We start from the raw sequence: 25,317 nt of genomic DNA on the forward strand, positions 1-25,317 counted from the left end.
AATCCGCAGCCGAATTTCGGCCATATGCGACTGCCTAACAAGCGTCTCTTTATGGCCGACTTCCGCCCGACGCGACTGGCGGCAACCCACATCAGCCCTTCGACGCGACCCGAGCCATACGGCAGCTTCCAAAGAAGAATAGCCATTCGAGCAGCCGTGTCGGCCGGCAGGTTCGCGGCCTTTGCCGACATTCGGGCATTGGCCGCTGCACTACGCGACTTTCGAGCCTATTATCCTTTCGCCATCCAGCTTTAGAAGCAATCGCACGGGCTCGGCCTGCTGGCGAAAGAACCCGATCGCGGCGTCGAGTTCGCGCTCTACGCCTTCCCGGGTGAGCTTTAGCCGATCAATGAAGTTCTGGTTCAGTGCTAGGAGTTCCAGCTTGCGCTGTGAAATCGTTGAATTCGTGTTTGTTAGCGCAGACAACTCTTGCGCCTTCTGACGCATAAGTTTGGTCGCGCTCGCGATAAGCGGGCCATCCTCTCGAAGGTCGTGCAACGATTGTCGGATATTGTCGAGCCGCGTAGTTTTGAGGCTTTCGCTCAGGCCCAGAGTCACCGCGAGCTGCAAAACCGCGGCGCGCGCGCGAATGCAGAAGTGCATCTCCGCGCAAAGCCTTGCGAGTCGCGCGTGATGTCCCTTGAGTGCTGCATGTATACCGCCGGTCCCAAAAGTGTCGGGATCACTGATTCCGGCGATCTCCTCAATTGCCTTGTCGATGTCTCTTTGAAGGTGACCCTGAACGCCCAAAAGCGTGACTTCGTTCATTTCGAGAACCGTTGACAACCCTTCCGGCGCCTCGCCCGTCATCACTGAGGGAGCTACCTGTTCAAGATATGCGACAATCCCGGATACCTCCGCGAATCTGCCGTTTTGCTGGAAATCCTCGATGCACTTGACGGTAGTTTTCAGTTCGTTGAGCTCGCGCTTGATGTCGGCGAGATGTTTTTGTCCAAGCGCGACAGAAGCGACCTGCAAGAGGGCGCCAGCGTTAACGATATTGGACAGCGACGAAGGATCGAGAAGGGTACCGTGACTCGGCTTGCCATCGATCATCGCGATTAAACGATAGCCCTCTTTGCCCTTTGCCTTTAGCAGAGGCCCGTTGATCACCACTTCCATGTAGGTGTTCGACGCGACGTTCTGAGCTGCGGCTAGGCTTGGTACCGCCTGGAACAGCGGGCTAAGTCTACTGATACCCGCGGCGCTACTCTCGCGCGGCCAGTCTTCAATGCTGGGGTCGGAAATGCGCGTCAGCGAAACCAAGGAGTCCGCGCCAGTCTCGCCGACGATCAATGTGGCGGAGCGCGTCACAGACCGCGGGACCGCCGGAGCATTTTCGAACACAGCGTCGGAGTTTGACGCTATCGACTCCAGGACCAGGCGACGCACGTACGCAATATGCAGCACGCAGGGCGCCGTAACGCGATACGCGGGATCGGCAAGCGAAAGTGTTGTGAGTGCGGGTACTCCCGAAAGCCCGAATATCGCAAGCGGTCCTTTGGCTGCGTTGCCCTTGACCACGTTCGAAAATTTCGTCGCTTCGGAGAGCACCTTGGCCCGCGCCCGTTCCGCTGCGGCATCGCGCTCGGGACGGGAGAGTGTCGACCACTCAACGTCCAGATATAGGTTCAGCAACGCCGATTCGCTCTTGACAATATCGCTTTCGTCAAAGGGAATACCAAATCTTTTGCAGACGTCACTGACGATCTCCCTATAGTCAGGACCGCCCCCACGCACCGTATTGGCCATCGTATTGCCGCCAAACCTTCGGATCTCGTCACCAATTGCCCGGTAGTACCGGGACGGTTGTGAGGGGCATTTCTTGTACTCTTCGTCTGATTCGATCGAGCTACTAACACGGTCTTTGATTAGGGAGAGGAGTGGTTTTAGGTCATGGTCGGTACAAACCGACAGCAGTGCGTAAAGGTCGCCCTTTCGAATATCTCCGATCATTGAGTATTTGATCGTGCGCGCGGTCTTCGCGGTCATAGTGCTCCGAGTTGTCACATATTTTTGGAAGTGTCCTGCAGGGTATCTATAGTTCGGTCTGCGAGTATTGTTGTCAACGCTTTGTTTGGTGAAGGATGACCGTTGTTGAATGTGACGGTGCCGCTCCAATGTCACACCAAGCGCCGAGACGAACGACGCTTCCTGGCCGACTGCCGCCCGATGCGGTCGATGGTGAAACTGGCTCCCATGATCGTTCGTAAGTTGGAAGTGGTCATACGGCGGCCACGGTCACACACGGTTAGCCGCACTTGGCCGAGCGATTCAGGGGGAGATATGAGCGATAAATGCACCTACGCGAAATTCTGGCGCTGTGCACTACAGGTCAATCCTGTCGGCTACAACGGCACTTACAGAGGTACCGATCACGGACTGGACGAAGATGGCTACAACCAAGCATTGCGCCAAAAGTGCCTTGAGCTGCACATCACAGTTGTGGGCTTGGCCGATCATGGTAGCGTGGCCAGTGTCGATGCCTTTCGTCAGGTGCTACAGCCGCGTGGGATCGTGGTGTTCCCCGGCTTCGAGATCGCATCGAACGACAAGACCCATAGGTCCCATTGACAGCCCGGTCCTTACAGACTTCCGTTTCTACATCTCAACCAGCAGCAGATCGGCCAGCGCTCGATCCCCGGCACGGCCGCGCGTGCATGGTGTGACGCCATCACCGCCATGCGCCGATTCGCGCTCCGAACATGGGCATCGGGACACCATGGGCCATCCACTATCATGGGGTATCCGTCATGCTCCGCAGCCAAATGGACTATTCGAACGCAACCCGGAACCAGCACTTTGTCCCGCAGGTCGAGCAACGCCTCAACGCGGCGAACCCTTTCGCACCGCCGCAAGATCAACGGATCTTTTCGTTCAAAGTCGAAGATCGGGAGTCTTTTACCATTCGACTTGAGAGCAAGAGGGGAAGACTGATCTCTAGCAATCTTTCGCTCGATGACCTCTTCACGTTTGACGTCGCGTCGGACCGCGCTTCGCGACTCAACTTCGAGGCAAGCTTTCAACGCTTCGAACAGGAGATAGCCACCACAACCGGGAGCCTGCTTCAGAAGCTCGCGTCGGGCGACAACAATGTCGGCGGCGAGATCGCTAGCATCTTCACGGCCAAACTACTTAACTTCGCGCGCAACCCCTTTTCGGTGGCCAAAATCCTGAACACGTTCGGTGTGCTCGCAAACTATGAGCCTACCGCACCGGATGCAAAACGGATGTTCGAACGTGTGCTCAATGGTCGCAAGCCTCATCAGGCATGGCTTTGTTCGCAACTTGGCATATCCGACACCGACTATGGCCGATGGCTGCGGATGCTGTTCATGCTCTTTGTGGAATCGGGGGATGAGAGTCTCTCTATGCTCGAGAGCATGGTCAAAGCAGTGTTTGAGCGAAAGAGCCATGCTGCGGCAGTCATGGTTTGTAGCTATAGCGAAGCACGATGCCTACTATCTGATCGTGGTTTCAGCCAATTTACGGATCGGCAGGACCAGATCGGCTTGGAGTTTAATCTTCGCCACAACGCTTTTATTCGTTACTTGTTTGCCGATCACGCGGGGTTAGTTCCCCACGCGCCGCACGAACTAATTGAGCACCATCAGAAACAGAACCATCCGGTCCAGCTTTACTATCTTGCGGACAATCTCGAATGTCTACGAGCATTCAATCGGAACGCAATCTACTTTTGCCAGAGTCGCGTATTCTGCTCATCCCGCGAAGAAATTCTTCTCTAGGAGCGCGATGCATCGTTTCACTTCGCTGGATATGGGATATCCAGCGCCTGCGCAATCAGTTCGAAGCCCTTACTCCCTTTATACGCATCGATGTCAAGCCCACGCAGCATGACGTTCTCCCACCCGCCGCTCTTGCGGTGGTGCGTACGGATAAATTCGGGCGTCAGCACGTAGAACTCCGGCTCCCCCGCCCCGTCGATCGCCGCGTGCCTCTTCGCCTTAGAAAGGTAGTAACCAACGTTCAGAAAAGCCACCACGAGAAAGTCGAACGCGTCAATCGACCGCTCCTTGACCGGGAACCCGCGATCGCAATCGGTCGCGTAGCGACTCTTCACCTGCACGCGTAATTGCCGGGACGCCTTGCGCGGGTCCGGGTGTATGCAGATGAGGTCGTAGCCTTCGTTCATCGGCGGGGCCTTATAGGTGAGGACGTTCCTGCGCAGCAGGTGGCCCATCACAAGGTACTCGGCGCTCAACGAGATGGCTGGAAAGCGGGCAGCGCGGCGTGCCTCCTCGCCGTCCGGGATTTCGTCAACGGCATTGCTTTCGTCCACCGCGCTACTCCTGCACGTGCAGTTTATGGAAAAGTTCGGCCATTGCCTGCCTGTATGCCTCGGGGTCCTTCCCCGCAGCGTCAGGATTCGCGTGTCTGAACATATAACCCGCCATCATGTGCGTGACCGCATTCGCTTCGGCATGCACCCACTGCGCAAATTGCATCACCTCGGCATAGCTTGCTGCATCGTTATCGTCATTCACGGGCCAGCTTTTATGGAGAATCCAGCGGTGCATGAGTTCGTTGCGCCGGTCGATCAAGGTGTTGAGGCAATCTTCCAGATCCGCTGCGATCTGCCCGCGCTGCGAGAGCAGCTTCACCACGTTCGCTGTCGCCGTCTTGTACTTCTCGGGTGTGATGAAGCCCCCCCGTCGCCTCACGATACGCTTCGTCATTCATCATCTTGAAGCCTTCGTGGATCGACACGAAGGCCACCTCGAACATCTGCATTGCGATCGCCGCGCGTCCGATCGCCGCGTAAGCTTGCTCCATGAAATCCGTATCCTTTACAGAAAAGTAAAAGCCGCCCTGACGTCGCAAATCATCGCCCGTATTCCTTGGCAAGCCAAGATGGCAGATTGTTGAACCGTTTTCGCTTCGCATTAAGCCGATATTCGTGGGGCAATTGCTTTATCGATGCGATACCCGGCGAGGACCTAGTAGACAACCTACGCCATGAACCGCGCCATCGAATCTCGAAGCGACGTTGAGCGTACCAATTTACCAGATCGTCGGATTATCGATCTGTCGCCATAGCGTCACGCTTACGGTCGGACAGGATGCCGGAAAGAGCGGCAACAACCAGTGGTTGTCCGCCGTGCGCTACATAACGGACGTTCAAGCGCTCGCAGCCAAGGTCCGAAAGTGGCCGAACCCGGGCCACCAACTGGACATCACCAAATGCCATCCGGAGTCCGCCCAAGCCCCCCTCACAACGCGATGCGTTTCTGCATAAAAACACTCAACGGATCGTCCGTGTAATCCCCAAACGGTCCCCGCCGCTGATATCCGGCAGACGCATACAAAGCCAGCGCCTCAGGCTGATAGGGTCCAGTCTCAAGCCTGATCACCTTGCAACCCGAGTCAACCGCCCGTGACTCAAGCATCGTCACAAGCTTCCTCGCCACACCCTGCCCACGCCCACGCGGACTGACATACATCCGCTTCAATTCGCCGAATTCCGGGTTGAGGACAATCGCCCCGCACCCGATTGCCTGCCCCTCTCTGTCCCGCGCAACGGCGAACAGCACGTTGGATTGCTTCAGCGACGCGATATCCAGCGCGTGCCGACTCTCAGGCGGGTACAGGGTGTCCTGGTACGCATCCAGATCGGCGATAAGGGCAATCACGTCGGGTTGGTCGGGAGACTCGAAAGCGATAGTCATGGCAGACGAAGCTGGATAAAAGGGAAATTGAAGTACCCGACGACGCAGCCGTGCTCGACATCGATGGCTGTCCGGTTTCCAGCAGCTGATTGTCAGCGATGCGTCCGATACTGTCGAACCTCTCAAAAAAGCGGAAGAATCCGATCACCTAGTGATATCACCCGACTCAACGACCATCAAAACAATTGCATCCTATTGAACAACCGCATCGACCATCGCCTGCGCATCGGACACAAACCGCGAATAGCGCCGCTGTTTGGGAATTTGCTGCGAGAAACAGGCTGGACGCTGTTCCTCGGCCACGTGCTCCGCACTGCAGGCGGCAATCGTCGGCAACGTCGCATCCCGCCACATGAGATAAACCCGGGTGCCCTGCTTGATCGACACCATCAACGTATTCGGCCCATCCGGCATCCCGTCCTGACTGTCACCCAACAGCAACGCCTTCACCACTGCATCGGCCGGTTTCCGCTTCACCGGCAATTCGGCAAACCGATACTCCGCAGCGTCGCCACCGAGCACGTCGGTGTAAAACGTCTCGTTGTCGAAAATGGCCGCCGTGTCATCCGCCGACTTGATTCCCGCATCCGCCGTCGCCACCCAGGCCTTCAAAAGCGGAACCGTCGTCACGACGAGATTCACCTTCCCGTCATTCGACTTCAAGCGCAGTCCATCCGGCCCGGGCGTCATCCCGTTGTCGATGTAGAGGGTGTCGACGGTACTCCACGCCTTCCCGGAAAACCCTTTCGCCCTGACCGTCCCGACAAGCTTAACCAGCCGCGCATTCACCTCGGCCGTGTATTTCTTGTCCAGATCCGCCTGATCTTCCACCCGCGCCGCGGTAACCGCGTCGACGGCTTTCTTCCGATAGGCAAGGTAAGAATCAGTAGGCGACGCAATCACCTTCGCCCCCACCGCAGCCACCACCGCGACGAGCACCACCGCTCCCACCCCGATCTTCCACCTGGAAATGCGTTTCATTTTTATAACCGCCACCGAATTTCGCGCCGATATGCAAAACGGCTGCCGTGACCCCACGGCAGCCGTCCCTCAGAAACGCCCTATTCTAAATCGCGAATCAGACTTTATTCATCCACCTTGAAAGCCGACACCAGCCGGGTCAATTCCGCCGCCTGCTGCTTCAAGCTCGCCGCAGCCGCCGCGCTTTCTTCCACCAGCGCCGCATTCTGTTGCGTCATCTGATCGAGCGACTGCACCGCCTCCCCGATCTGATCGATCCCGGCACTCTGCTCCAGGCTCGCCTCGGCAATCTCGTTCATCATCGCGCTCACGCCCTGCACTTGCGACACGACATCGCGCATCACCTTCCCGGCCTCGCTCACCAGCCGCGACCCGGTGTTCACCGTGCCCGCGCTATGCTCGATCAGCCCCTTGATCTCCTTCGCCGCCTGCGCGCTGCGCTGCGCCAGATTCCGCACTTCCGAAGCCACCACCGCAAACCCGCGCCCCTGCTCCCCGGCCCGAGCCGCTTCCACCGCCGCGTTCAACGCAAGAATATTCGTCTGGAACGAGATGCTGTCGATCATCACGATGATCTCGGAGATCCGCTGCGACGCGTCGCTGATCTCCTGCATCGTGGTCACGACCTCACCCACCACCTGCCCGCCGCGCGCCGCCGCATCGGAAGCGCCGTTGATCATCTTCGCGGCCGTCGTCGCCGTTTCGGTGTTGTTGCGCACCACGGCCGTGATCTCCTCCATCGACGAAGCCGTGCGCTCCAGGTTGCTCGACTGCCCTTCGGTGCGTTCGCTGAGATCGGCATTCCCGGTCGCAATCTGCGCCGACCCGGTCGCAATCGACGAGGAAGCCGCGCGAATGCTATGCACCAGCGCAGACAGCGACGACACGAACCGGTTGAACGCATCCGACAACTGCCCGATCTCGTCCTGGCTCTCGACCGTCATCCGGCGCGTCAGGTCGCCCTGGCCGCTGGCGATCTCCGACAGCAGCGTCGCCGCGCGGCGGATCGGCGCGGCGATCGCGCGGCCCACCAGCCAGATCACGAGCAACGCGACGCCAAGGCCCACCACCGCCGCAACCAGCGCCGCGCTACGGATCGCACGCGTCACCGGCCCGAGCAGTTCGGCCTGCGGCACCTCGACGACCACATACGCGTTCAACTCCGGAATGAACGACGTCGCGATGAAGCGCGCGCCGCCGTCGCCGTTGTAGCTCAGGTACGCATACGGCTGGCCGGCCAGCAGCGTCGACGACGCATCGCCGGGCAACCCCGGTTGATCCTTCATGAAATGCTTGCCGTCGATCAGCGACGAATCGCGATGCATCATGATCGCGCCGTCGGGACGCACGAGATACGCGAAGCCGGTCTCGCCGATCCGGTAAGCAGCGATGCCCTTCGCGAGCGCATCGACGGACAGGCTCATGCAGGCCGCGCCGATCGGCACGCCGTCGAGCTCGACGCGGCTATTGATGAACATCATGTAGCCGCCGACCGTCACCTCGCGGTCCATGTTCACGTCGAACGCCTTGCCGGACGACAGGAAGCCGGTCAGCCACTGATCCTGGTCGGTCACCTTCCGCTGCAGGCCCGATTCGTTGTAGTAGTTGCCGCTCTTCACGGACACCCACTGCACCGACGCGGCCTTCTGCTCGTCCTTCACGTTCTTCGCGAGCTGGATCCAGTTGCGCGTGCCGGCGTCGGGTTCGCCGTCGGCTTCCCATTGCAGCAGGAACGCATCGCGCGCGAGAATCCGCGACGCGGCGATCGGCCCGGCCATCTGCCGCTGCACGTCGGCGCGGATGCCGTTCACGGCCGTCGGCAGCTCTTCGCGCACGACGCGATCGCGCACCGCGTTGCCGATCAGGCGGATGCTGAGCCCGCTCGAGATCGCGACGAACACGAGCAGGCAACTCGTCATGCTGAGAATCAGCTTGTTCTGAATGGAAAGCTTGCGCCAGAAATGCATGGGGAACCCTCGATAGCCGCTCGGTCTGAGCCAGTTTGGGTTATCGGCATGCACGCGCAGAACCGCATCGCTGATTTCAGATGTTCATCATGCGAGATTCGTTATGGTGTTGTCAGGCGGGCATATGCAGCCGCCTATGGATGCGCGATCAACGAAAATTCAGCGCCAATCAATACGCAACGAAGATCGTGACACGCCGGTTGCGCGCCCGCGCGGCGGCATCGTCCCCCGCGACGAGCGGCTGCGTATCGGCCCGCCCGATGGCCGCGAGCCGATGCGGTGCGACGCCGCGCTCGGTCAGGTAGCGCACGACGCTCCCCGCGCGCGCCGACGACAGCTCCCAGTTCGATTCGTATTTCGCGTTCGCGATCGGCACGCTGTCGGTATGCCCTTCGACGAGAATGTCGCCGGTCGCGTGATCGCTCAGCGCCTGCGCGATCTGGTTCAGCACGGGCGACGAATCGGGCAGCAAGCGCGCATCGCCGACATTGAACAGGATCTTCGCGTCGATGCCGATCTCGACACCATGCGGCGCTTTCACGAGCGAGATCCGGCCGTTCGACTTCAACGAATCGAGCAACGCGAGCCACGGCGGCGAGTGCTCGGGCGTCACGGCAGCGGATGGGGATGCACCCGCTGCGCTTTCGGCATGCCGCGCGAGCGTCTGATACCGCGCATCGAGCGCGTTGTACTTCGCGAGCTGGAGCACGTACAACGCGAGAAACAGCACCATCAGCGTCGTGATGAGATCCGCGTACGAAATCAGCCAGCGGCCGGATTGCGCGCCTTCGTGTCCGTCGTCGTCGCGATCGGCGGCGGATGCACCGTCAGTTCGAGCAGTCATGCGATTGGAATTCCGGGTTCGTCGTACGGCATGCGCCCGTCACGCGAGCGATTCGACCGCGCGCCCGCGCACGTCGCCGGTCAGGCGCGTCTCGATCGTATGCGGCGATTCCTTGCGCGAGATCGCCAGCAAACCGTCGAGATACAGCTTGCGAAACCGCAGCTCGCTGTCGATCTGCGCGCGCAGCTTGCCGTACAGCGGCAGGAACACGAGGTTGGCGAACGCCAGCCCGTACAGCGTCGCGATGAACGCGACCGCGATGCCCGGCCCGAGCTGCGCCGGTTCGAGAATATGGCTCGTCACCTGCACGAGCCCGAGCACCGAGCCGAGAATGCCGAACGTCGGCGCATATCCGCCGGCCTGCTGCCACACGCGCGCGGCGGCGAGGCGGCTGCGTTCGTAGGCATCGAGTTCGCGCTGCAACGCGTCCTCGAGCACGGCGGTCGACACGCCGTTCGCCAGCAGTTCGAGCCCGCGCCGTGCGAACGGATGAATGCCGCTCACGTCCATCGATTCGAACGCGAGCAGCCCGTCGAGCTTCGCGCGGTCGCCCCATTCGAGCAGGTCGGACAGGTTCTGGCGATCGACCTCGCGCGCACGGACGAACGCGAGCCGCAGCTGTTTCACTGCGTCGAAGAAGCGCGCCCAGGTGTTCTGGATCATCACCGCGCCGAGCGTGCCGCCGAGCACGATCACGAGCGCCTCGAACTGGAACAGCATCGAGAAGTGCCCGCCTTCCAGCGCGAAACCGAACACGATCGCCGCGCCGCCCAACACCACACCGGCCAGGGTCAACAGGTCCATGCGCGCCCCCTCGTCATGCATCCGATGCCGACGCGACCGGCGCGATGGCCGCCGCCGGCGCCTTCGCCGCGCGAACGGCATCCAGCACGCGCCGCTCGATGTCCTCGATCTCGACCGGATCGAGCTTGAGCTCGCGGCGCATCACCCACGACACCTCGTTGCGCCGCGCCTCGGTCATCACGGAGAACAGCTTGTCGGCCACCGCGCGATCGTCGAGATTCGCGATGAGCTTCGCGAGATCGTAGGTGTCGAACGTGCTGACGACGTCGAACAGCGTGCGCTGGTCGATCGACACGAGATCCTCCAGCGAGCGCACCTCGCCACGACGCGCATTGCGCCGCGAGAAGTACGCGACACCCTTCTGCTCGACGTAGCTGAGCACCTTCGATTTGCGGAACGCGAACACTTCGTCGGCGATCTCGCCGTTCGACAGCTTGTTGAGCAGGATGGTCTTCTCGACGCCGATCAGCGATTCGAGATCGGCCAGCTCGATGAGTTCGAGTTCGCTGTTGATCGACAGGTCGAGATCGTGATCGGCCACCTGCTGCGCGCGATCGATCACGCGCGCGGCGTCGAACGTGACGACCTGGCGTGCATCCGACGACGCCGCATAGTCGGTTGCCCCGCCGGAGAGGTCCGTCTGCGCGGCCTCGATCGTGACGAGATTGAGCTTCTCCATGCGTCGCAGCATCGCGAGCACGTGCGGCCGCGAATGGCCGGCAATCGCGCGGCATTTGCGGATCACTTCGGCGAGCGGCACCGAGGTTTCGGCCGCATGCGCCTGCATCGGCCGGCGCGTCCAGGCGTCGCCGCCATCGCGCGCATCGGCGCCCGCCATCAGCGACAGCACATGCGCATACGACAGCACGCCCGGCATGAAATCGGCGTGCGTGTAGGTGGCGAGCTGGTCGTCCTTGCGCTTCACGCGGCGAATCATCGTCCGCACGATATGACGCAGCAGCGCCGACACGCGCTCGATTTCTTCATCGAGCATGCCGGCCGGCACGACCGTGAGCTGACAGAATGAAAGGGCCTTCGCGGTATGGGCGCGCGGCTCGGCCGCGAGCAACGCCGATTCCCCGAAGAACTCGCCGCGGCCGAGTGTCGCGACGACGACGCGCTTGTCGTCGCATCGCGTGGAAAGCTCGACCTTGCCTTCGGCGATCAGAAAGATGACGGGCTCACCTGCAAAGCCCTCGGAGTAAATGATTTCCCCTGGCGCCGCCGTACGCGTCCACGATTGCTGACGATTCAAGTCGATTCCCCTGCTGCGCTGACTTACTTGTGCGGCTGCGCGTCGCGCTTCATGCGCGATCATCGCCGCCGTTCCCCGTGCTCCCGTTTACGACACACGCGGCAGGGTTCTTTAACGTCATCGCGGGGATGCCCCGAGCAAAACTTGATGCAAATCGTTTGCGCTGCGAATACGGCGCGATGCATCCGGGAAAACGACGAGACATCGCACGTTCCCCGGATCGGCCAGGCCCGCCGCGATCCTTACTTCCGGCCTTCAACGCACACGCCTACGCATTCGCACATGAGCACGCGGCTCACTCGTGCAAGCCCCACGACACGAGCACCGCGTGGATGTTTCGCGCGTATTCGTCCCGATAGCGCGGCGTTTCCGAGTGATAGGCGCCGATCGCCTGCCAGGTGTTCCCGTAGCGGACCATCTTGCGTTTCAGCATCCACGCCGCGACGTAGAGGTTCACGCACGCGTCCTTCAGCGCACCCGGCGGTACGCCGTTGCGGCGCAGCTCGCCGAAGTGCACCGAGTTGATCTGGGTCTGGCCGACGTCGATGCTGCCATCCGCGTTGCGATGCACGGCACTGGGGTTGCCCTTCGATTCGTACCAGGCGATCGCGCGCAGGATCTGCGGGTTGACCCCTTGATAGCCGGCTGCGCGCTCGAAACACTCGCCGTCGGGCACGGCGTCGTCCGCACGCACCGGGGTGACGACGAGTGCGCTCAGCAACACCATCGCGAGCCCCAGCCACGGCATGAAGCCGGGCCGCATCGCGACCATCCGGGTGCGGGCCGTCACGTATCCGCCGCTTCGATTCCGCGGGTTCATGGCGTCATCGCCAGCGCAGCGGCACCGGCCCCCGTCGTGCGTCGCTCGTGCGTGCTCTTCGCCAGCGCGTCGTCGAGCTTCTTGTCCTCGGCCGCGAGCGCCGCGCGCGATTCGTCCGTCACGACGAGGCGCACCTGAAATTCCGGCGCCTTCTTCACGGGCGATGCGTGGCGCAGCCGCTTCGCATGACGGCTGCCCGCCGGCGCGGGCGCCTGCACTTCATCGTCGCCGCCCGCCCCCGGCGGCAGCGACGCGAACGGCGGCAGCGGCGGAAACACCTGATTGGCTGCGGCAGGGGCAAACGGCGCGCCGTCGCCCGGCGGCGTCGCAAACGCGGTGCCGCACACGAGCATGGCGGCACAGATCGACAGTCGTAGCATCGCGGGATCTCCTGTTACTGGGTCGGTCCGACCTGGACGCTGTACGGCCGGCAACTGCCGGCCGCGACGTTCTCGACGCGTACCGACGCAGCACGCGGCGTCGTGATGCCGCGCCGGATCGACTGGTTCAGGTAACCGAAATCCTGCGGCAGCGCGGCCACGCGAATCGTCATCGGTTGCGATTGCTTCGATGCCAGCGCACCGACTTTCGCGAGCAACGTGGTCAGTTGAGGATCGCGCGCGCCGAGCGCATCGGCTGGTATGACGAAATCGACGAGCGATGTCGACGCGGCAGGTGCGTCGGTGTGCGCATTCGCGTCCTGGCGTCCGGGTTGAAGTTGGGCGCAGCCGGCTGAAACGACGAGCGCAGCGGCAAAGACAAGCATGACGAACGGTTTCACGTGTTTCTCTTGCGGTCACTGGACCTGCGTTATCGGCACCGTTCCCGCGATGTTTACCCCGACGAAATGCGAGGCCCGCCGCACGGGGCCTCACGCCGTGCGTCGATTCGTCCGATTTAAGCGCGCTTTGGTCAGACGCCATTCATCCGATATTTCAGCGCGTCACGCGATACAGCGTGTGCGCCGCACGTGATCCGGCGCGTCAGAACTCCATGTCGAGTTCGTCGATGTCTTCGTGCTCCGCCTTCGCCGCAGCGATCCATTCCGCGACGAACGGATGCGCGAGCACCTGCATGCAGTACTCGGCGATATCGGGCTCCAGCTTCACGTCGTAGGTCAGGAAGCGCGTGACGACCGGCGCATACATCGCGTCGGCGATGCCGATCTCCGCGCCGAACAGCCAGGGGCCGCCGTACGCGGCGAGGCACTCGCGCCAGATCGTCACGATCCGCTCGATGTCGTGCTGCGCGCGCGACCAGATGCGGAAGCCGGGGAAATGCGCGCGCAGGTTCATCGGCAACGCGGATCGCAACGCGCTGAAACCGGAATGCATCTCGCCGCAGATCGACCGGCAATGCGCGCGTGCTTTCCGGTCTTCAGGCAGCAGCCGCGCCTGCGGCCGGATTTCGTTCAGGTACTCGGCGATCGCGAGCGTGTCCCACACCGTGTTGCCGTCGTGCGTCAGGCACGGCACGAGAATCGACGGCGACAGCAGCAGCAGCTCCGCGCGCGACGCGGCATCGATCGGCACGCTGACCGTCTCGAACGTGAGCCCGCTCAGCTTCGCGAGCAGCCAGCCGCGCATCGACCACGACGAGTAATTGCGGCTGCTGATGGTCAGCGTCGTCTGTCCGGTGACTTCCATGTCGCTCCCCTGTTCAAAGCCGTTCGTGCCCCTGCACCGAAACGGATGCCACGCGGCATCACCCGCACCATGCCGGTGCGGCGCATTCGCCGAACTGGCGCAGCACCGCACGCTGTCGCGGCACGTGCCGCACGCCAGGCCGGCCGGGCAACGCATCGCGCGCGGCTGCCGTGTGTGGCGTGCCACCTGCGTTGCCGCGCTCCCGAACCGCGTGCAACGCGCGTGCCAGCCGCGGGCTGGCACATCGCTTGCCTCGTTCCATGCAATGCGGCACAACGAGCGACAGCCATGAATCTGCTTGCCTATCCGTTCTACCAATGGTCTGCAGAATGCACGCGCCCGGCGCGCGCATGGGCCGCCGCCGCCCGCGCGACGATGTCGCTGTGGCCGCCCGCCACCTCAACGCCGACCGGCCGCATGCTCGACGCGCTGTGCGAACTGTTCGAGTGCTGCGCGTTCTCGCATCGGCGTCCGCCGTTCGGCATCGCGTCGATCGCCGTCGACGGCGAGACGGTGCCGATCGTCGAGGAAGCCGCCGCGGCGACGCCGTTCGGCACGCTGCTGCATTTCCGCAAGGCGTTGCCGGTGGCGCGCCAGCCGCGCGTGCTGATCGTCGCGCCGATGTCCGGGCATTTCGCGACGCTGTTGCGCGGCACCGTGCGCACGATGCTGGCCGACCACGACGTGTACATCACCGATTGGCACAACCCGCGCGACATCCCGCTGACGGCCGGACGATTCGGCTTCGACGAATACGTCGCGCACGTGATCGACTTCATCCGCCAGATCGGCCCGGATGCGCATGTGCTCGCGATCTGCCAGCCGACCGTCGCCGCGCTCGCGGCAGTGGCGTTGATGGCCGCCGGCGGCGATCCCGCGCAGCCCGCGAGCCTGACACTGATGGCAGGGCCGATCGACTGCCGCGTGAATCCGACGAAGGTCAACGCGCTCGCGACGAGCCAGCCGATCGAATGGTTCGCGCGGAACCTGATCAGCGTCGTGCCGGCGGGCTTCGTCGGCGCGCAACGCTGCGTGTATCCGGGTTTCGTGCAGGTGGGCGCGTTCATGTCGATGAATCCCGATCGCCATGCGGCGTCGTTCGCCGACCTGTATTACGAGCGCGCGAAAGGCGACCCGGCGAAAGCCGACACGCTGCGGCACTTCTACGACGAATACTTCGCCACCGCCGATCTCACCGCGGAGTTCTATCTGGAAACGGTCGAGAAGGTGTTCCAGCAATATGCGCTCGCGCGCGGCGAGCTGACGGTCGGCGATCGGCTCGTCGAACCGGCGGCGATTCACCGCACCGCGCTGTTGACGATCGAAGGCGAGAAGGACGATATCTGCGCGGTCGGCCAGACAGTGGCCGCGCAGGAGCTGTGCTCCGGATTACCGTCGTATCTGAAGACGCACCACGTGCAGACGGGCGCCGGCCATTACGGCGTGTTCAACGGCAGCCGCTGGGAAACGCAGATCTATCCGATCGTGCGCGCGACGATCCACGACAACGAGCCGTACGATCGCACTGCCGGTGCGGAAGGCAACGCGGACGGCACGCACTACGTCACGCTGCGCGCGCTGCTCGATGCCCGCGCAGCCGCGCACGATGCGGCGGCCGATATGCCGTCGCATCAAGCCCACTGAACGCATGCGACGCTGAAAATGAAACGCCCCGCCATGGATGGCGGGGCGTACATTGCCGCAGCGTGCAGACGACGCGCGAGGAAGCGGCCTCGCGCGTCAGCCTATGTTACGAGCAGGCCTTGCCGTGCGATGCGTGGTAACCCTTCGCCTTCGCATCCGCTTCCGACATGTAGCTGCCGTGCTTCGTCTTGCCGTAGTACTTGTCGGTCGAGCAGTGGTAGACCTTCGTGCTGTCGTTGGCCCACACCTTGCCCGGGCCGCCGCCCGGCGCTGCCGCCGCGGTCGTCGCAGCCGCGCTCTTCGCCGGTGCGGTGCCGGATGCAGGGGCTGCGGAGGCTGCCATGGCCGGCGCGGCGGCCGGTGCGCTCGCGGCTGCCGCCGACGATGCGCCGTACCAGGTCTTCACGCCCTTGTGGCCCGCGCATGCGCCCTTCTTCGACGCGCCCGAGTAGAACGAGCCGTCCTTGCACAGACCGGTCGTGCCGGCCGGCGCACTGGCCGGAACCTGCGCGAACGCACCGATCGACATACCCATGCCGGCGACCAGCGCGGCGATCAACATCGTCTTTTTCATAGTCCTCTCCTGATTTGCCTGAATGAAGAATGCGTCCCGGGTATTCCCGGGAAAGTCGCGGTTACCGCACCCAGCGACACACGCGATGGTGGTGGTGGTGATCGAAGTGGCACTCACGGTGCGAATGGGCTTCGGCAAGGGCCGGAACGAGAACGGCACAGGCCACTGCGGTAGCCGTCAGGATCTTTGCGATGCGCTTCATGAAACTCTCCCGGGTAGGTCAACCGGTGATCCGGCTGGTACCTCCTTAACGCCGGTCGTCGACAAGCCGTGCACCGCGTTCACGCTCAATTGACGATTTTTGACAACGCAGCGCCGTCAACGCCTCGAAGCTGACGAATGTCTTTCTTTTCTTTCCGGATCTTCAGCCTCGAAACCGTTCGGAACTCGAAAGAATGTGAAGAAGGAGAAGCCGATCGCACGGAAACCTCCGTGGAAGGCGCAACAAAAAACCGCCCGAGGGCGGTTTGTCACCAACAAGCGTGCGGATGGTGCGTGCCGAAACGCCGCGCGGCTACGCCCCCGCTTCTCCCCACGGCGTCGGCGGCGGCACCGCGCACGGCCCCTCGACATCGATCGACTTGAAATCGGCGGGGCCGACGATCTCCAGGTATTCCATGTCCGGCGAGTAGTCGAACAGGTAGTGGACGATCCCCGGCGCCTGGTGCACGCAATCGCCGGCCGCCACCAGCGTCTCCCGTTCGCCGTACATGAAGCGCGCCCAGCCCTTCAGCATGATCACGATATGGAATTCGGCCTCGTGACGGTGCCAGCCGGTGCCCGCCTCCGGTGCATGATTCGCCCTGACGAGTTGCGCGAGAACCTTGCCGTTCGTCGCGGCCGCGATGCCGAGATCGCGATACAGGAAGAAGTCGCGCAGGCCTTCGCCGACAAAGGCGGTGTCCTGCGGCTTCACATGGGAAAAAGCGGTGGAGGTCGGTGTGCTCATCGCGGTGCTCCTTCATCGACAGGATCACGCGTGACAAGCATTTTGCGTTCCAGCGTACGGCGTCGCGGACGATGCGCGACGCCGCGCGCCGCGTTACTTCAACCGCCCCGACAGGAACTGCCCGAGCCGTTCGCTCTTCGGGTTCACGAGAATCTCCTGCGGATTCCCTTCCTCCTCGATCTTCCCCTGATGCAGGAAGATCACGTGATTCGACACGTTGCGCGCGAAGCCCATCTCGTGCGTGACGACGACCATCGTGCGGCCTTCCTCGGCGAGCTTCTGCATCACCTTCAGCACTTCGCCCACCAGCTCCGGGTCGAGCGCCGACGTCGGCTCGTCGAACAGCATCACTTCCGGCTCCATCGCGAGCGCGCGGGCAATCGCCACCCGCTGCTGCTGGCCGCCCGACAGGTGCGACGGATACATGCCCTCGACGCGCGGCGCGAGGCCGACCTTCTCCAGGTACTTGCGCGCCCGTGCGATCGCTTCGTCCTTGCTGACCCCGAGCACGGCCATCGGCGCTTCGATCACATTCTCGAGCACCGTCATGTGCGCCCACAGGTTGAAGTGCTGGAACACCATCGACAGCTTCGTGCGCATCCGCTGCAGTTGCTTCGGGTCGGCCACGCGCAGCGAGCCGTTGCGGTCGCGCGTGGTCTGGATCGGCTCGCTGCCGATCGTGATCTGCCCGGAGCACGGCTGCTCGAGGAAGTTGATGCAGCGCAGGAACGTGCTCTTGCCGGAGCCGCTCGAGCCGATGATGCTGATCACGTCGCCGGCCTTCGCCTTCATCGACACGCCTTTCAACACCTCGTTGTCGCCGAACTTCTTGTGCAGGTTGTCAACGGTGAGCTTGTACATGCTGGGTCCTTCCTTGCGAATCTTGCGAAAGCGTTAATGGCCGCGCGGCGAGAGGTACGCGAGCCAGCGCGTCTCGAGCTTGCGGAACGCCCAGATGAGCGTGAACACGACAATGGCGTACAGCACGGCCGCGATGCCATAGGCCTGGAACGACATGTACGTCGCCGAATTGACGTCGCGCGTGACCTTCAGGATGTCGGGCACGGTCGCGGTGAACGCGAGCGTCGTCGCGTGCAGCATCAGGATCACTTCGTTGCTGTAGCTCGGCAGCGAGCGGCGCAGCGCGGAAGGCAGGATGATCCGCGTATAGAGCTTGAAGCGCGACATCCCGTAGGCCATGCCGGCCTCGATCTCGCCGGCCGACGTCGCCTTGATCGCGCCCGCGAAGATCTCCGTCGCATACGCGCATTCGTTCAGCACGAACGCAAGCAGCGTGCAGTTCATCGCATTGCGGAAGAACGTGTCGAGCAGCACGTGGTTGTGCACGACCTGCAGGCTGTAGATGCCCGTGTAGCACATCAGCAGCTGCACGTAGAGCGGCGTGCCGCGAAACACGTACGTATAGAGCCACACCGGGCCCGAGATCCAGCGGTTCGACGATGCGCGCGCGATCGCGAGCGGCACGGCGAGCGCGAAGCCCAGCGCGATCGACACGACCAGCAGCCACAGCGTGATCGCAAGGCCGCTGAAGCGGTAGCCGTCGGTGTACAGATAGCTTTGCCAGTACTGGCTGACGAGTTCGATCACAGTGCAAGCCTCCGGACGCCAACGGAATAACGCTTCTCGAGGTGATGCAGCACGACGTTGGACACCGTCGTGATCGCGAGGTAGATCGCGCCTGCCGCCAGCGTGAAGAAGAAGAAATCGAGCGTGCTCTTGCCCGCGTCCTGCGACGCCTTGACGACGTCGGCGAGGCCGATGATCGACACGAGCGCGGTGGCCTTCACGAGCACCTGCCAGTTGTTGCCGATGCCGGGCAGCGCGAAACGCATCATCTGCGGAAACAGGATGCGGCGGAACACGCGCCACCCGCTCATCCCGTACGCGAAGCCCGCTTCGAGCTGGCCGCGCGGCACCGCGAGGAACGCGCCGCGGAAGGTCTCGGTGAAGTACGCGCCGTAGATGAAGCCGAGGGTGATGACGCCCGCCACGAACGGGTCGATGTCGATCTGGTCCCAGCCGAGCATGTCGGTGAAGTTGTTCAGCAGGATCTGGATCCCGTAGAACAGCAGCAGCATCAGCACGAGGTCCGGCACCGCGCGGATCAGCGTCGTGTAGAAGGTGCCGATCGACTTGAGCACGCGGTTCGTCGACAGTTTCGCGCTCGCGCCGACGAGGCCCAGCGCGAGCGACGCGGCAAGCGACAGCACCGCGAGCTTCACGGTTTCCACCGTGCCGGCCCACAGCAGCGGGCCAAATCCTTGGAAGATCATATGAGGGATCCAGAGCGAGGTGGCTGGATTGTCGATAGCCATTAGCCGCGCATCAAACGATATCTGCGCACTACCTGATGCACCCTGCTCATCAAGTCGGACGCATCACGCGAAGCGGGTTGCAGCCACGACAGACGCGGCGCGCGCCACCGCCGGTGCGCGCCGCATGGCGGGTCAGCTACCGTAGACGTCGAACGCGAAGTACTTCTTCTCGAGCTTCTTGTACGTGCCGTCCTTGATGATGTCGGCGATCGCGTGGTCGATCTTCGCCTTCAGGTCGGCGTCGTCCTTGCGCAGCCCGATGCCGGCGCCGTTGCCGAGCGTCTTCGGATCGTCGATGTCGTTGCCGGCGAATGCGAAGTTCGCGCCGCGCGGCGTCTTCAGGAAGCCGATGTCGGCCTGTACCGCGTCCTGCAGCGCCGCGTCGAGGCGGCCCGACATCAGGTCCTGGTAGACGCCGTCCTGGTTCTGGTAAGGCACGACCTGCACGCCCTTCGGCGCCCAGTACGTCTTCGCGTAGGTTTCCTGGATGGTGCCCTGCTCGACGCCCACCGACTTGCCCTTCAGCGAGTCGGCCGTCGGCTGCAGGTTCGCGCCCTTCTTCGCGACGAGGCGGGTCGGCGTGTTGAACAGCTTGTCGGAGAACGCGATCTGCTCGGCACGCGCCGGCGTCATCGACATCGACGACAGCACGCCGTCGAACTTCTTCGCCTTCAGCGCGGGAATCATCCCGTCGAAGTCGTTCTCGATCCACACGCATTTCGCCTTCAGGCGGGCGCAGATCTCGTTGCCGAGATCGACGTCGAAGCCGACGACCTTACCGCTTGCGTCCTTCGATTCGAACGGCGGATAGCTGGCGTCGACGCCGAACCGGATCGTCGACCAATCCTTGGCGTGGGCACCGACCGCGATGCAGGCAAGGGCAATACTGAGCGCGAGTTTCTTCATGGCGTTCCTGTCAGAGGCGAGCTGGGCAAGGGTCCCGTCGGGCGGCGCCGCCGTGAACCCTTCCAACCCGGAGATCGTCCCTTCCGGCGACACTCCAAGTTGTACATACAACTTTGCCTTTTCCACGGGTTCGCCAGCAATCCGTGTTTATCTCTAATTGTCGGTGGAATAGGATCGTGGGTCGCAAATTTCCTTATATTTCAATTAATTAAGCATTACGCCAAGCTAAACGACCGCTTTCTCCGCGCCTCGGCGCGCGGCCGGGCGCCGGCTTTCACTTGTCTAGACCGGGCAACGCCGCGTCGCGCGGCCCGGCCGCCATGCCGACCGTTTCCAGGCCGACCAGCCGGTAGCCGAACTGCAGCTCCGTCAGCAGGTGCCGCGGGCGCGCGGGCACCGGCTCGAGCTTCTGCCGCAGGTTCGTCATGTACACCCGCACGTAATGCGCGCGGTCCGCGTCGTGGATGCCCCAGACCTCCGCCAGCAATTGCCGCGCGGCGATCACGCCGCCGCGCGCACGAATCAGCGCGGCGAGCAGCCGGAATTCGAGGCGCGTCAGATGGACGGGCTCGCCGCCACGCGCGACTTCGTGCTTGCCGAGATCGACCGTCACGTCGCCGAACCGCACGATCGACGACGATTGCCCGTCGGTCGACACGAACGCCGCGCGCCGCAACTGCGCACGCGCCCGGGCGAGCAGTTCGGGCACGCCGAACGGCTTGGGCAGGTAATCGTCCGCGCCCGCATCGAGCGCCGCGACCTTCTCCACCTCCTGCTGCCGTGCCGACAGCACGATCACCGGCACCGTCGACCATTCGCGCAGTTCGCGGATGAACGTCTTGCCGTCGTCGTCCGGCAGCCCGAGATCGACGATCACGAGATCGGGCTTGCTGCTCGCCGCATACATCCGCGCCTCGCGTGCCGTCGACGCCTCGCAGGTGTCGAGCCCCTCCTGTTCCAGCGCCATCCGCACGAAACGGCGGATGTCCGATTCGTCCTCGACGATAAGTACGCGCGATCTGATCATGTCCGGCTCTCGTGTTCGATGTCGGGCGGCGCGCCCAGTGGCAGGCGAATCTCGAACCGCGCGCCGTGCGGATCGAGCGGCACCGCGCGGATCGAGCCGCCGTGCGCGTTGACGATGCTGCGGCACAGCGCGAGCCCGAGCCCCACGCCGCTGATCGACGATTCCTTGCGTTCGCGCTCGAACGGCTCGAACAGCGGCTCGGTGTTGCGCGCAATGAAGCCGGGCCCGTCGTCCTCGACGAATACGTAAAGCGTTTCGCCGAACACGCGTGCCCGCACCGCCACGGCCGCGTCCGCGCCCGCATACTTCGCCGCGTTGTCGAGCAGGTTCATCAACACGCGCTCGATCAGCAGCGCGTCGACGTCGATCAGCGGCAGGTCGGCGGGCAAGTCGGCACTCACGTCGCGGCCGGCCAGCACGCCCGCCGAATGCGCGAGCGCGCTGCCGACGATCTCGTCGAGCATGTGCCACTCGCGATTGAGCCGCACGCCCTCGCTCTGCATGCGCGCGAGATCGAGCAGGTTCACGACGAGTCCGTGCAGCGCCTCGGCCTGGTTGCGGATGCCGTGCGCGAGCGCGGCCGGCTGGCCGTCGGCCAGCCGCTCGGGCCGCTCCAGCGTCTCGGCGAGCCCGCGGATCGCGGTCAGCGGCGTCTTCAGGTCGTGCGACACCGCGGCGAGCAGCGCATTGCGCAGCCGCTCGCCTTCGATCCGCACGAGCGTGTGCTGCGCGACGCCAACGTAGTGCACGCGTTCGAGCGCCATCGCGATCGACGAGCACAGCGCATCGATCAGGCGGCGATCGTCGGGGTCCGTGGGCACCGGCTGCGCGTCGCCGAACAGCACGAGCACGCCGCGCACGCGCATCGGCGCCTTCAGCGGCAGGTATTGCGCGGCCGCCCGCTCGAACGGCGGCAGCCCGCACCCGGCGCCGCGCGCATGCTCGTAGACCCAGCGGGCGATCGGTGCGTCGACGAACCCTGCATGCCGCGCCGGCAGCAGACGGTCATCCGCATCCGGCAGCACGAGCGCGACGCGCACGCCGAGCAGCGGCGCGATCGTGCCGGTGCAAATCGCTGCGATCTGCTCGGTCTCGATCGCTGCCGACAGGTCGTGCGCGACCCGTGCCAGCGCGGCCGAGCGTTTCTCGTTCGCGCGCGCGGCCCGCGCCTCCGCGCGCAGGCGCGCCGCGAGCTGGCCAATCGCGAGCGCGACGGCCAGCATCAGCGCAAACGTGAATACGTACTGCGTATCGGACACCGCGAACGACAGCCTCGGCTCGACGAAGAAGAAGTCGAAGCAGCCGACGCAGACGAACGCGGCCCACGCGCCGGCCAGCCGGCCGAGCCGCAGCGCGATCAGCACGACGGTCATCAGGAACAGCATCACGACGTTCGACAGGTCGAACACGCGCAGCAGCGCGCTCGCCGCCAGCGTCGCCAGCGCGCACACGAGCGTGGCGAGCAGCAGCGGCGCCGCGTACTGCGACACCCACACGTGCGAACGCGGTCGCGCTTCGCGCACGGCCAGCGTCGGCCGCGTATCCGGCCCCGCACCCGCGATGCGGTCGGCCAGCGCCGCGCACGCGCGCAGCACGCTTCGCCAGCGATCGCGGCGCGCGCCGTCCCCGCCGCGGCGGGCGGCGGTGTCCCGCGGCCCCGTTGCCCGTCGATTCGCTTCGCTCACGTTCACATTCACATCCATGATCGCTTCCGGCAATTGAAACGCCGAACGGCCCCGCACACGCCCTGAAGGCGTGAACGGGGCCGCGACGGCGCGTTCGGTCAGATAAACGGCGTCAACAGCATGTCGATCAGCTTGATGCCGATGAACGGTGCGACGATGCCGCCCACACCGTAGATCAGCAGGTTGCGCCCCAGCAGCGTCTCGGCCGGCTCCGCGCGATACTTCACGCCCTTCAGCGCGAGCGGGATCAGCGCGACGATGATCAGCGCATTGAAGATCACCGCCGACAGGATCGCCGACGTCGGGCTGTGCAGCCCCATCACGTTCAGCGCGCCGAGCGCCGGATACGTCGCCACGAACGCCGCCGGGATGATCGCGAAATACTTCGCGAGATCGTTGGCGACGCTGAACGTGGTGAGCGCGCCGCGCGTCATGATCATCTGCTTGCCGACCTCGACCACCTGCATCAGCTTGGTCGGGTTGCTGTCCAGATCGACCATGTTGGCCGCCTCTTTCGCTGCCTGCGTGCCGCTGTGCATCGCGACGGCCACGTCGGCCTGCGCGAGCGCGGGCGCGTCGTTGGTGCCGTCGCCCGTCATCGCGACGAGATGGCCCTTCGCCTGGTGCTCGCGGATCAGCCGCAGCTTGTCCTCGGGCGTCGCTTCCGCCAGGTAGTCGTCGACGCCGGCTTCCGCCGCGATCGCGGCCGCGGTGAGCCGGTTGTCGCCGGTGATCATCACGGTCTTCACGCCGACCTTGCGCAGTTCGGCGAAGCGCGCGGCGATCCCGTGCTTGACGATGTCCTTCAGCTCGATCGCGCCGAGCACGCGCGAGCCGTCGGCAACGACGAGCGGCGTGCCGCCGCGCCGCGCGATATCGTTGACGGCCGTCTCGACCGCGTGCGGAAACGCACCGCCCAGCGCATCGACGTGTGCGCGAATCGCCGATGCCGCGCCCTTGCGCACCTGACGCTCGCCGATGTCGAGGCCGCTCATCCGCGTGCGCGCGCTGAACGGCACGGTGATGCTGCCGGCGGTCGCGGCCACGTTCAGCGAGAAGCGCTGCTTCGCGAGCGCGACGATCGAGCGCCCCTCGGGCGTTTCGTCCGCGAGCGACGACAGTTGCGCGGCCTCGGCCAGCGCACGCTCGTCCACGCCCGGCGCCGGCCGGAACTGCACGGCCTCGCGGTTGCCGAGCGTGATCGTGCCGGTCTTGTCGAGCAGCAGCACGTCGACGTCGCCGGCCGCCTCGATCGCGCGGCCCGACGTCGCGAGCACGTTCGCGCGCATCATGCGGCTCATCCCCGCGATGCCGATCGCCGACAGCAGCGCACCGATCGTCGTCGGGATCAGGCAGACCAGCAGCGCGATCAGCACGGTCAGGCTCACCGCCGTGCCCGACGCGTTCAGCAGCACGCTGAACTGCGAGAACGGCAGCAACGTCACGCACACGAGCAGGAAGATGATCGTCAGCGCGACGAGCAGGATCGTCAGTGCGACTTCATTCGGCGTCTTGCCGCGCTTCGCGCCTTCGACCATCGCGATCATCCGGTCGAGGAACGCTTCGCCCGGTTGCGCGGTGATCTTCACGACGATCCAGTCGGACAGCACGCGCGTGCCGCCCGTCACCGACGAGAAATCGCCGCCCGATTCGCGGATCACCGGCGCGGATTCGCCGGTGATCGCCGACTCGTCGACCGACGCGACGCCGTCGATCACTTCGCCATCGGCGGGAATCGTGTCGCCGGCCTCGACGAGCACGATGCTGCCGGCGGCGAGCTCGTCGCTCGGCACGCGATGGCAGGTGCTGCCGTATTGCTTCGGCTCGTCGAGCACCTTCGCGTACACGCGCTTGCGCGCCGCACGCAGGGCGTCGGCCTGCGCCTTGCCGCGCCCTTCGGCCAGCGCCTCCGCCGCGTTCGCGAACAGCACGGTGAACCACAGCCAGCTGGCGACCGCGAAGATGAAGCCGGCCGGCGCGTCGCCCGCGCCGGTCAGCGCCTGCAGCCACAGCACGGTCGTGACGATGCTGCCGAGATACACGACGAACATCACCGGGTTCTTCAACTGGACGCGCGGCGCGAGCTTGCGGAATGCCTCGCGCAGCACGGCCGTCCAGCGCATCGGCGGCACGCCGCCGACCGGCATCGCCGCCGGATTGATCGGGGTTTCGATATGGGACATGAGTGACTC

The 25,317-nt window shown here is 64.0% G+C and carries 25 protein-coding genes and 1 pseudogene; 3 read left to right on the plus strand and 23 right to left on the minus strand.

The genetic code is table 11. The features are described from left to right. Positions 1-210 precede the first annotated feature (210 nt). Positions 211-1,992, minus strand: coding sequence for a hypothetical protein (locus tag ACPTTC_RS29500; RefSeq protein ID WP_423395004.1), 1,782 nt, complete (start codon positions 1,990-1,992; stop codon positions 211-213). A gap of 294 nt (positions 1,993-2,286) precedes the next feature. Here ACPTTC_RS29500 and ACPTTC_RS29505 point away from each other — a divergent pair. Together ACPTTC_RS29505 and ACPTTC_RS29510 are read left to right on the plus strand one after the other, a co-directional pair. Further along, positions 2,287-2,562: pseudogene (locus tag ACPTTC_RS29505) on the plus strand (TrlF family ATPase); the annotation flags it as partial. A gap of 191 nt (positions 2,563-2,753) precedes the next feature. After that, on the plus strand, positions 2,754-3,746 hold the full coding sequence (locus tag ACPTTC_RS29510; protein ID WP_423395005.1) for a hypothetical protein: 993 nt from the start codon (positions 2,754-2,756) through the stop codon (positions 3,744-3,746). Between the two features lie 17 nt (positions 3,747-3,763). Here the strand turns inward: ACPTTC_RS29510 and ACPTTC_RS29515 are convergent, their stop codons facing one another. The 12 genes from ACPTTC_RS29515 to ACPTTC_RS29570 all read right to left on the minus strand — a co-directional run bounded on the left by ACPTTC_RS29515 (position 3,764) and on the right by ACPTTC_RS29570 (position 14,004). Further along, positions 3,764-4,300 carry a hypothetical protein gene (locus ACPTTC_RS29515; RefSeq protein WP_423395006.1) on the minus strand — a complete coding sequence of 179 codons (537 nt, stop codon included), beginning with the start codon at positions 4,298-4,300 and terminating at the stop codon, positions 3,764-3,766. A gap of 4 nt (positions 4,301-4,304) precedes the next feature. After that, positions 4,305-4,697: a hypothetical protein gene (locus tag ACPTTC_RS29520; RefSeq protein ID WP_423395007.1), complete on the minus strand. Its 393-nt coding sequence runs from the start codon at positions 4,695-4,697 to the stop codon at positions 4,305-4,307. A 534-nt stretch (positions 4,698-5,231) separates the two neighbouring features. Beyond that, positions 5,232-5,687 (minus strand): GNAT family N-acetyltransferase, encoded by a 456-nt coding sequence (locus tag ACPTTC_RS29525; protein WP_423395008.1) that lies wholly within the window; start codon positions 5,685-5,687, stop codon positions 5,232-5,234. A 192-nt stretch (positions 5,688-5,879) separates the two neighbouring features. Beyond that, positions 5,880-6,668 (minus strand): hypothetical protein, encoded by a 789-nt coding sequence (locus ACPTTC_RS29530; protein WP_423395009.1) that lies wholly within the window; start codon positions 6,666-6,668, stop codon positions 5,880-5,882. A gap of 104 nt (positions 6,669-6,772) precedes the next feature. Beyond that, complete coding sequence (locus tag ACPTTC_RS29535; RefSeq protein ID WP_423395010.1) at positions 6,773-8,635, minus strand: methyl-accepting chemotaxis protein; 1,863 nt, start codon at positions 8,633-8,635, stop codon at positions 6,773-6,775. A gap of 169 nt (positions 8,636-8,804) precedes the next feature. Then, the gene (locus ACPTTC_RS29540; RefSeq protein WP_423395011.1) at positions 8,805-9,479 is read right to left on the minus strand and encodes an OmpA/MotB family protein; all 675 of its coding nucleotides are present in this window, start codon (positions 9,477-9,479) and stop codon (positions 8,805-8,807) included. A gap of 39 nt (positions 9,480-9,518) precedes the next feature. Further along, the gene (locus tag ACPTTC_RS29545; protein ID WP_175952203.1) at positions 9,519-10,283 is read right to left on the minus strand and encodes a flagellar motor protein; all 765 of its coding nucleotides are present in this window, start codon (positions 10,281-10,283) and stop codon (positions 9,519-9,521) included. A 13-nt stretch (positions 10,284-10,296) separates the two neighbouring features. Next, entirely contained in the window at positions 10,297-11,538 is a 1,242-nt protein-coding gene (locus ACPTTC_RS29550) for a Crp/Fnr family transcriptional regulator (RefSeq protein ID WP_423395738.1), read from the minus strand. Between the two features lie 295 nt (positions 11,539-11,833). Continuing rightward, positions 11,834-12,265, minus strand: coding sequence for a lytic transglycosylase domain-containing protein (locus ACPTTC_RS29555; RefSeq protein ID WP_244134928.1), 432 nt, complete (start codon positions 12,263-12,265; stop codon positions 11,834-11,836). Between the two features lie 89 nt (positions 12,266-12,354). Next, positions 12,355-12,738: a hypothetical protein gene (locus ACPTTC_RS29560; protein WP_423395012.1), complete on the minus strand. Its 384-nt coding sequence runs from the start codon at positions 12,736-12,738 to the stop codon at positions 12,355-12,357. 14 nt (positions 12,739-12,752) lie between these two features. Next, a complete protein-coding gene (locus tag ACPTTC_RS29565) occupies positions 12,753-13,139 on the minus strand; it encodes a hypothetical protein (protein ID WP_423395013.1) in 387 nt (128 codons plus the stop codon). A gap of 202 nt (positions 13,140-13,341) precedes the next feature. Continuing rightward, entirely contained in the window at positions 13,342-14,004 is a 663-nt protein-coding gene (locus ACPTTC_RS29570) for a glutathione S-transferase family protein (protein WP_423395014.1), read from the minus strand. Between the two features lie 288 nt (positions 14,005-14,292). On the opposite strand from ACPTTC_RS29570, the gene ACPTTC_RS29575 reads away from it, so the two are divergent. Further along, the gene (locus ACPTTC_RS29575) at positions 14,293-15,648 is read left to right on the plus strand and encodes a polyhydroxyalkanoate depolymerase (RefSeq protein ID WP_423395015.1); all 1,356 of its coding nucleotides are present in this window, start codon (positions 14,293-14,295) and stop codon (positions 15,646-15,648) included. 106 nt (positions 15,649-15,754) lie between these two features. Here ACPTTC_RS29575 and ACPTTC_RS29580 read toward each other — a convergent pair whose 3' ends face one another. The 10 genes from ACPTTC_RS29580 to kdpB form a co-directional block, all read right to left on the minus strand. Further along, positions 15,755-16,222 (minus strand): hypothetical protein, encoded by a 468-nt coding sequence (locus ACPTTC_RS29580; protein ID WP_175952207.1) that lies wholly within the window; start codon positions 16,220-16,222, stop codon positions 15,755-15,757. A gap of 61 nt (positions 16,223-16,283) precedes the next feature. Next, the gene (locus ACPTTC_RS29585) at positions 16,284-16,424 is read right to left on the minus strand and encodes an HHHH-motif protein (RefSeq protein ID WP_423395016.1); all 141 of its coding nucleotides are present in this window, start codon (positions 16,422-16,424) and stop codon (positions 16,284-16,286) included. Positions 16,425-16,736: 312 nt separating this feature from the next. Continuing rightward, the gene (locus ACPTTC_RS29590; RefSeq protein WP_175952209.1) at positions 16,737-17,171 is read right to left on the minus strand and encodes a cupin domain-containing protein; all 435 of its coding nucleotides are present in this window, start codon (positions 17,169-17,171) and stop codon (positions 16,737-16,739) included. A 93-nt stretch (positions 17,172-17,264) separates the two neighbouring features. Then, positions 17,265-18,032 (minus strand): ABC transporter ATP-binding protein, encoded by a 768-nt coding sequence (locus ACPTTC_RS29595; protein WP_423395017.1) that lies wholly within the window; start codon positions 18,030-18,032, stop codon positions 17,265-17,267. Positions 18,033-18,065: 33 nt separating this feature from the next. Continuing rightward, positions 18,066-18,779 (minus strand): ABC transporter permease, encoded by a 714-nt coding sequence (locus ACPTTC_RS29600; RefSeq protein WP_043178033.1) that lies wholly within the window; start codon positions 18,777-18,779, stop codon positions 18,066-18,068. Beyond that, a complete protein-coding gene (locus ACPTTC_RS29605) occupies positions 18,776-19,465 on the minus strand; it encodes an ABC transporter permease (protein ID WP_175965792.1) in 690 nt (229 codons plus the stop codon). Before ACPTTC_RS29605 ends, ACPTTC_RS29600 begins: the two co-directional genes overlap by 4 nt. Positions 19,466-19,639: 174 nt before the next feature. Continuing rightward, positions 19,640-20,413, minus strand: coding sequence for an ABC transporter substrate-binding protein (locus ACPTTC_RS29610; protein ID WP_423395018.1), 774 nt, complete (start codon positions 20,411-20,413; stop codon positions 19,640-19,642). Positions 20,414-20,687: 274 nt separating this feature from the next. Further along, positions 20,688-21,440 (minus strand): response regulator, encoded by a 753-nt coding sequence (locus ACPTTC_RS29615; RefSeq protein ID WP_175952214.1) that lies wholly within the window; start codon positions 21,438-21,440, stop codon positions 20,688-20,690. After that, entirely contained in the window at positions 21,437-23,143 is a 1,707-nt protein-coding gene (locus tag ACPTTC_RS29620) for a DUF4118 domain-containing protein (protein WP_423395019.1), read from the minus strand. Before ACPTTC_RS29620 ends, ACPTTC_RS29615 begins: the two co-directional genes overlap by 4 nt. Before the next feature lie 80 nt (positions 23,144-23,223). Next, positions 23,224-25,272: a potassium-transporting ATPase subunit KdpB gene (kdpB, locus tag ACPTTC_RS29625; RefSeq protein ID WP_423395739.1), complete on the minus strand. Its 2,049-nt coding sequence runs from the start codon at positions 25,270-25,272 to the stop codon at positions 23,224-23,226. Between the last annotated feature and the right edge of the window lie 45 nt (positions 25,273-25,317).

Source organism: Burkholderia mycopellens (genome assembly GCF_964265025.1).
Classification (GTDB): domain Bacteria; phylum Pseudomonadota; class Gammaproteobacteria; order Burkholderiales; family Burkholderiaceae; genus Burkholderia.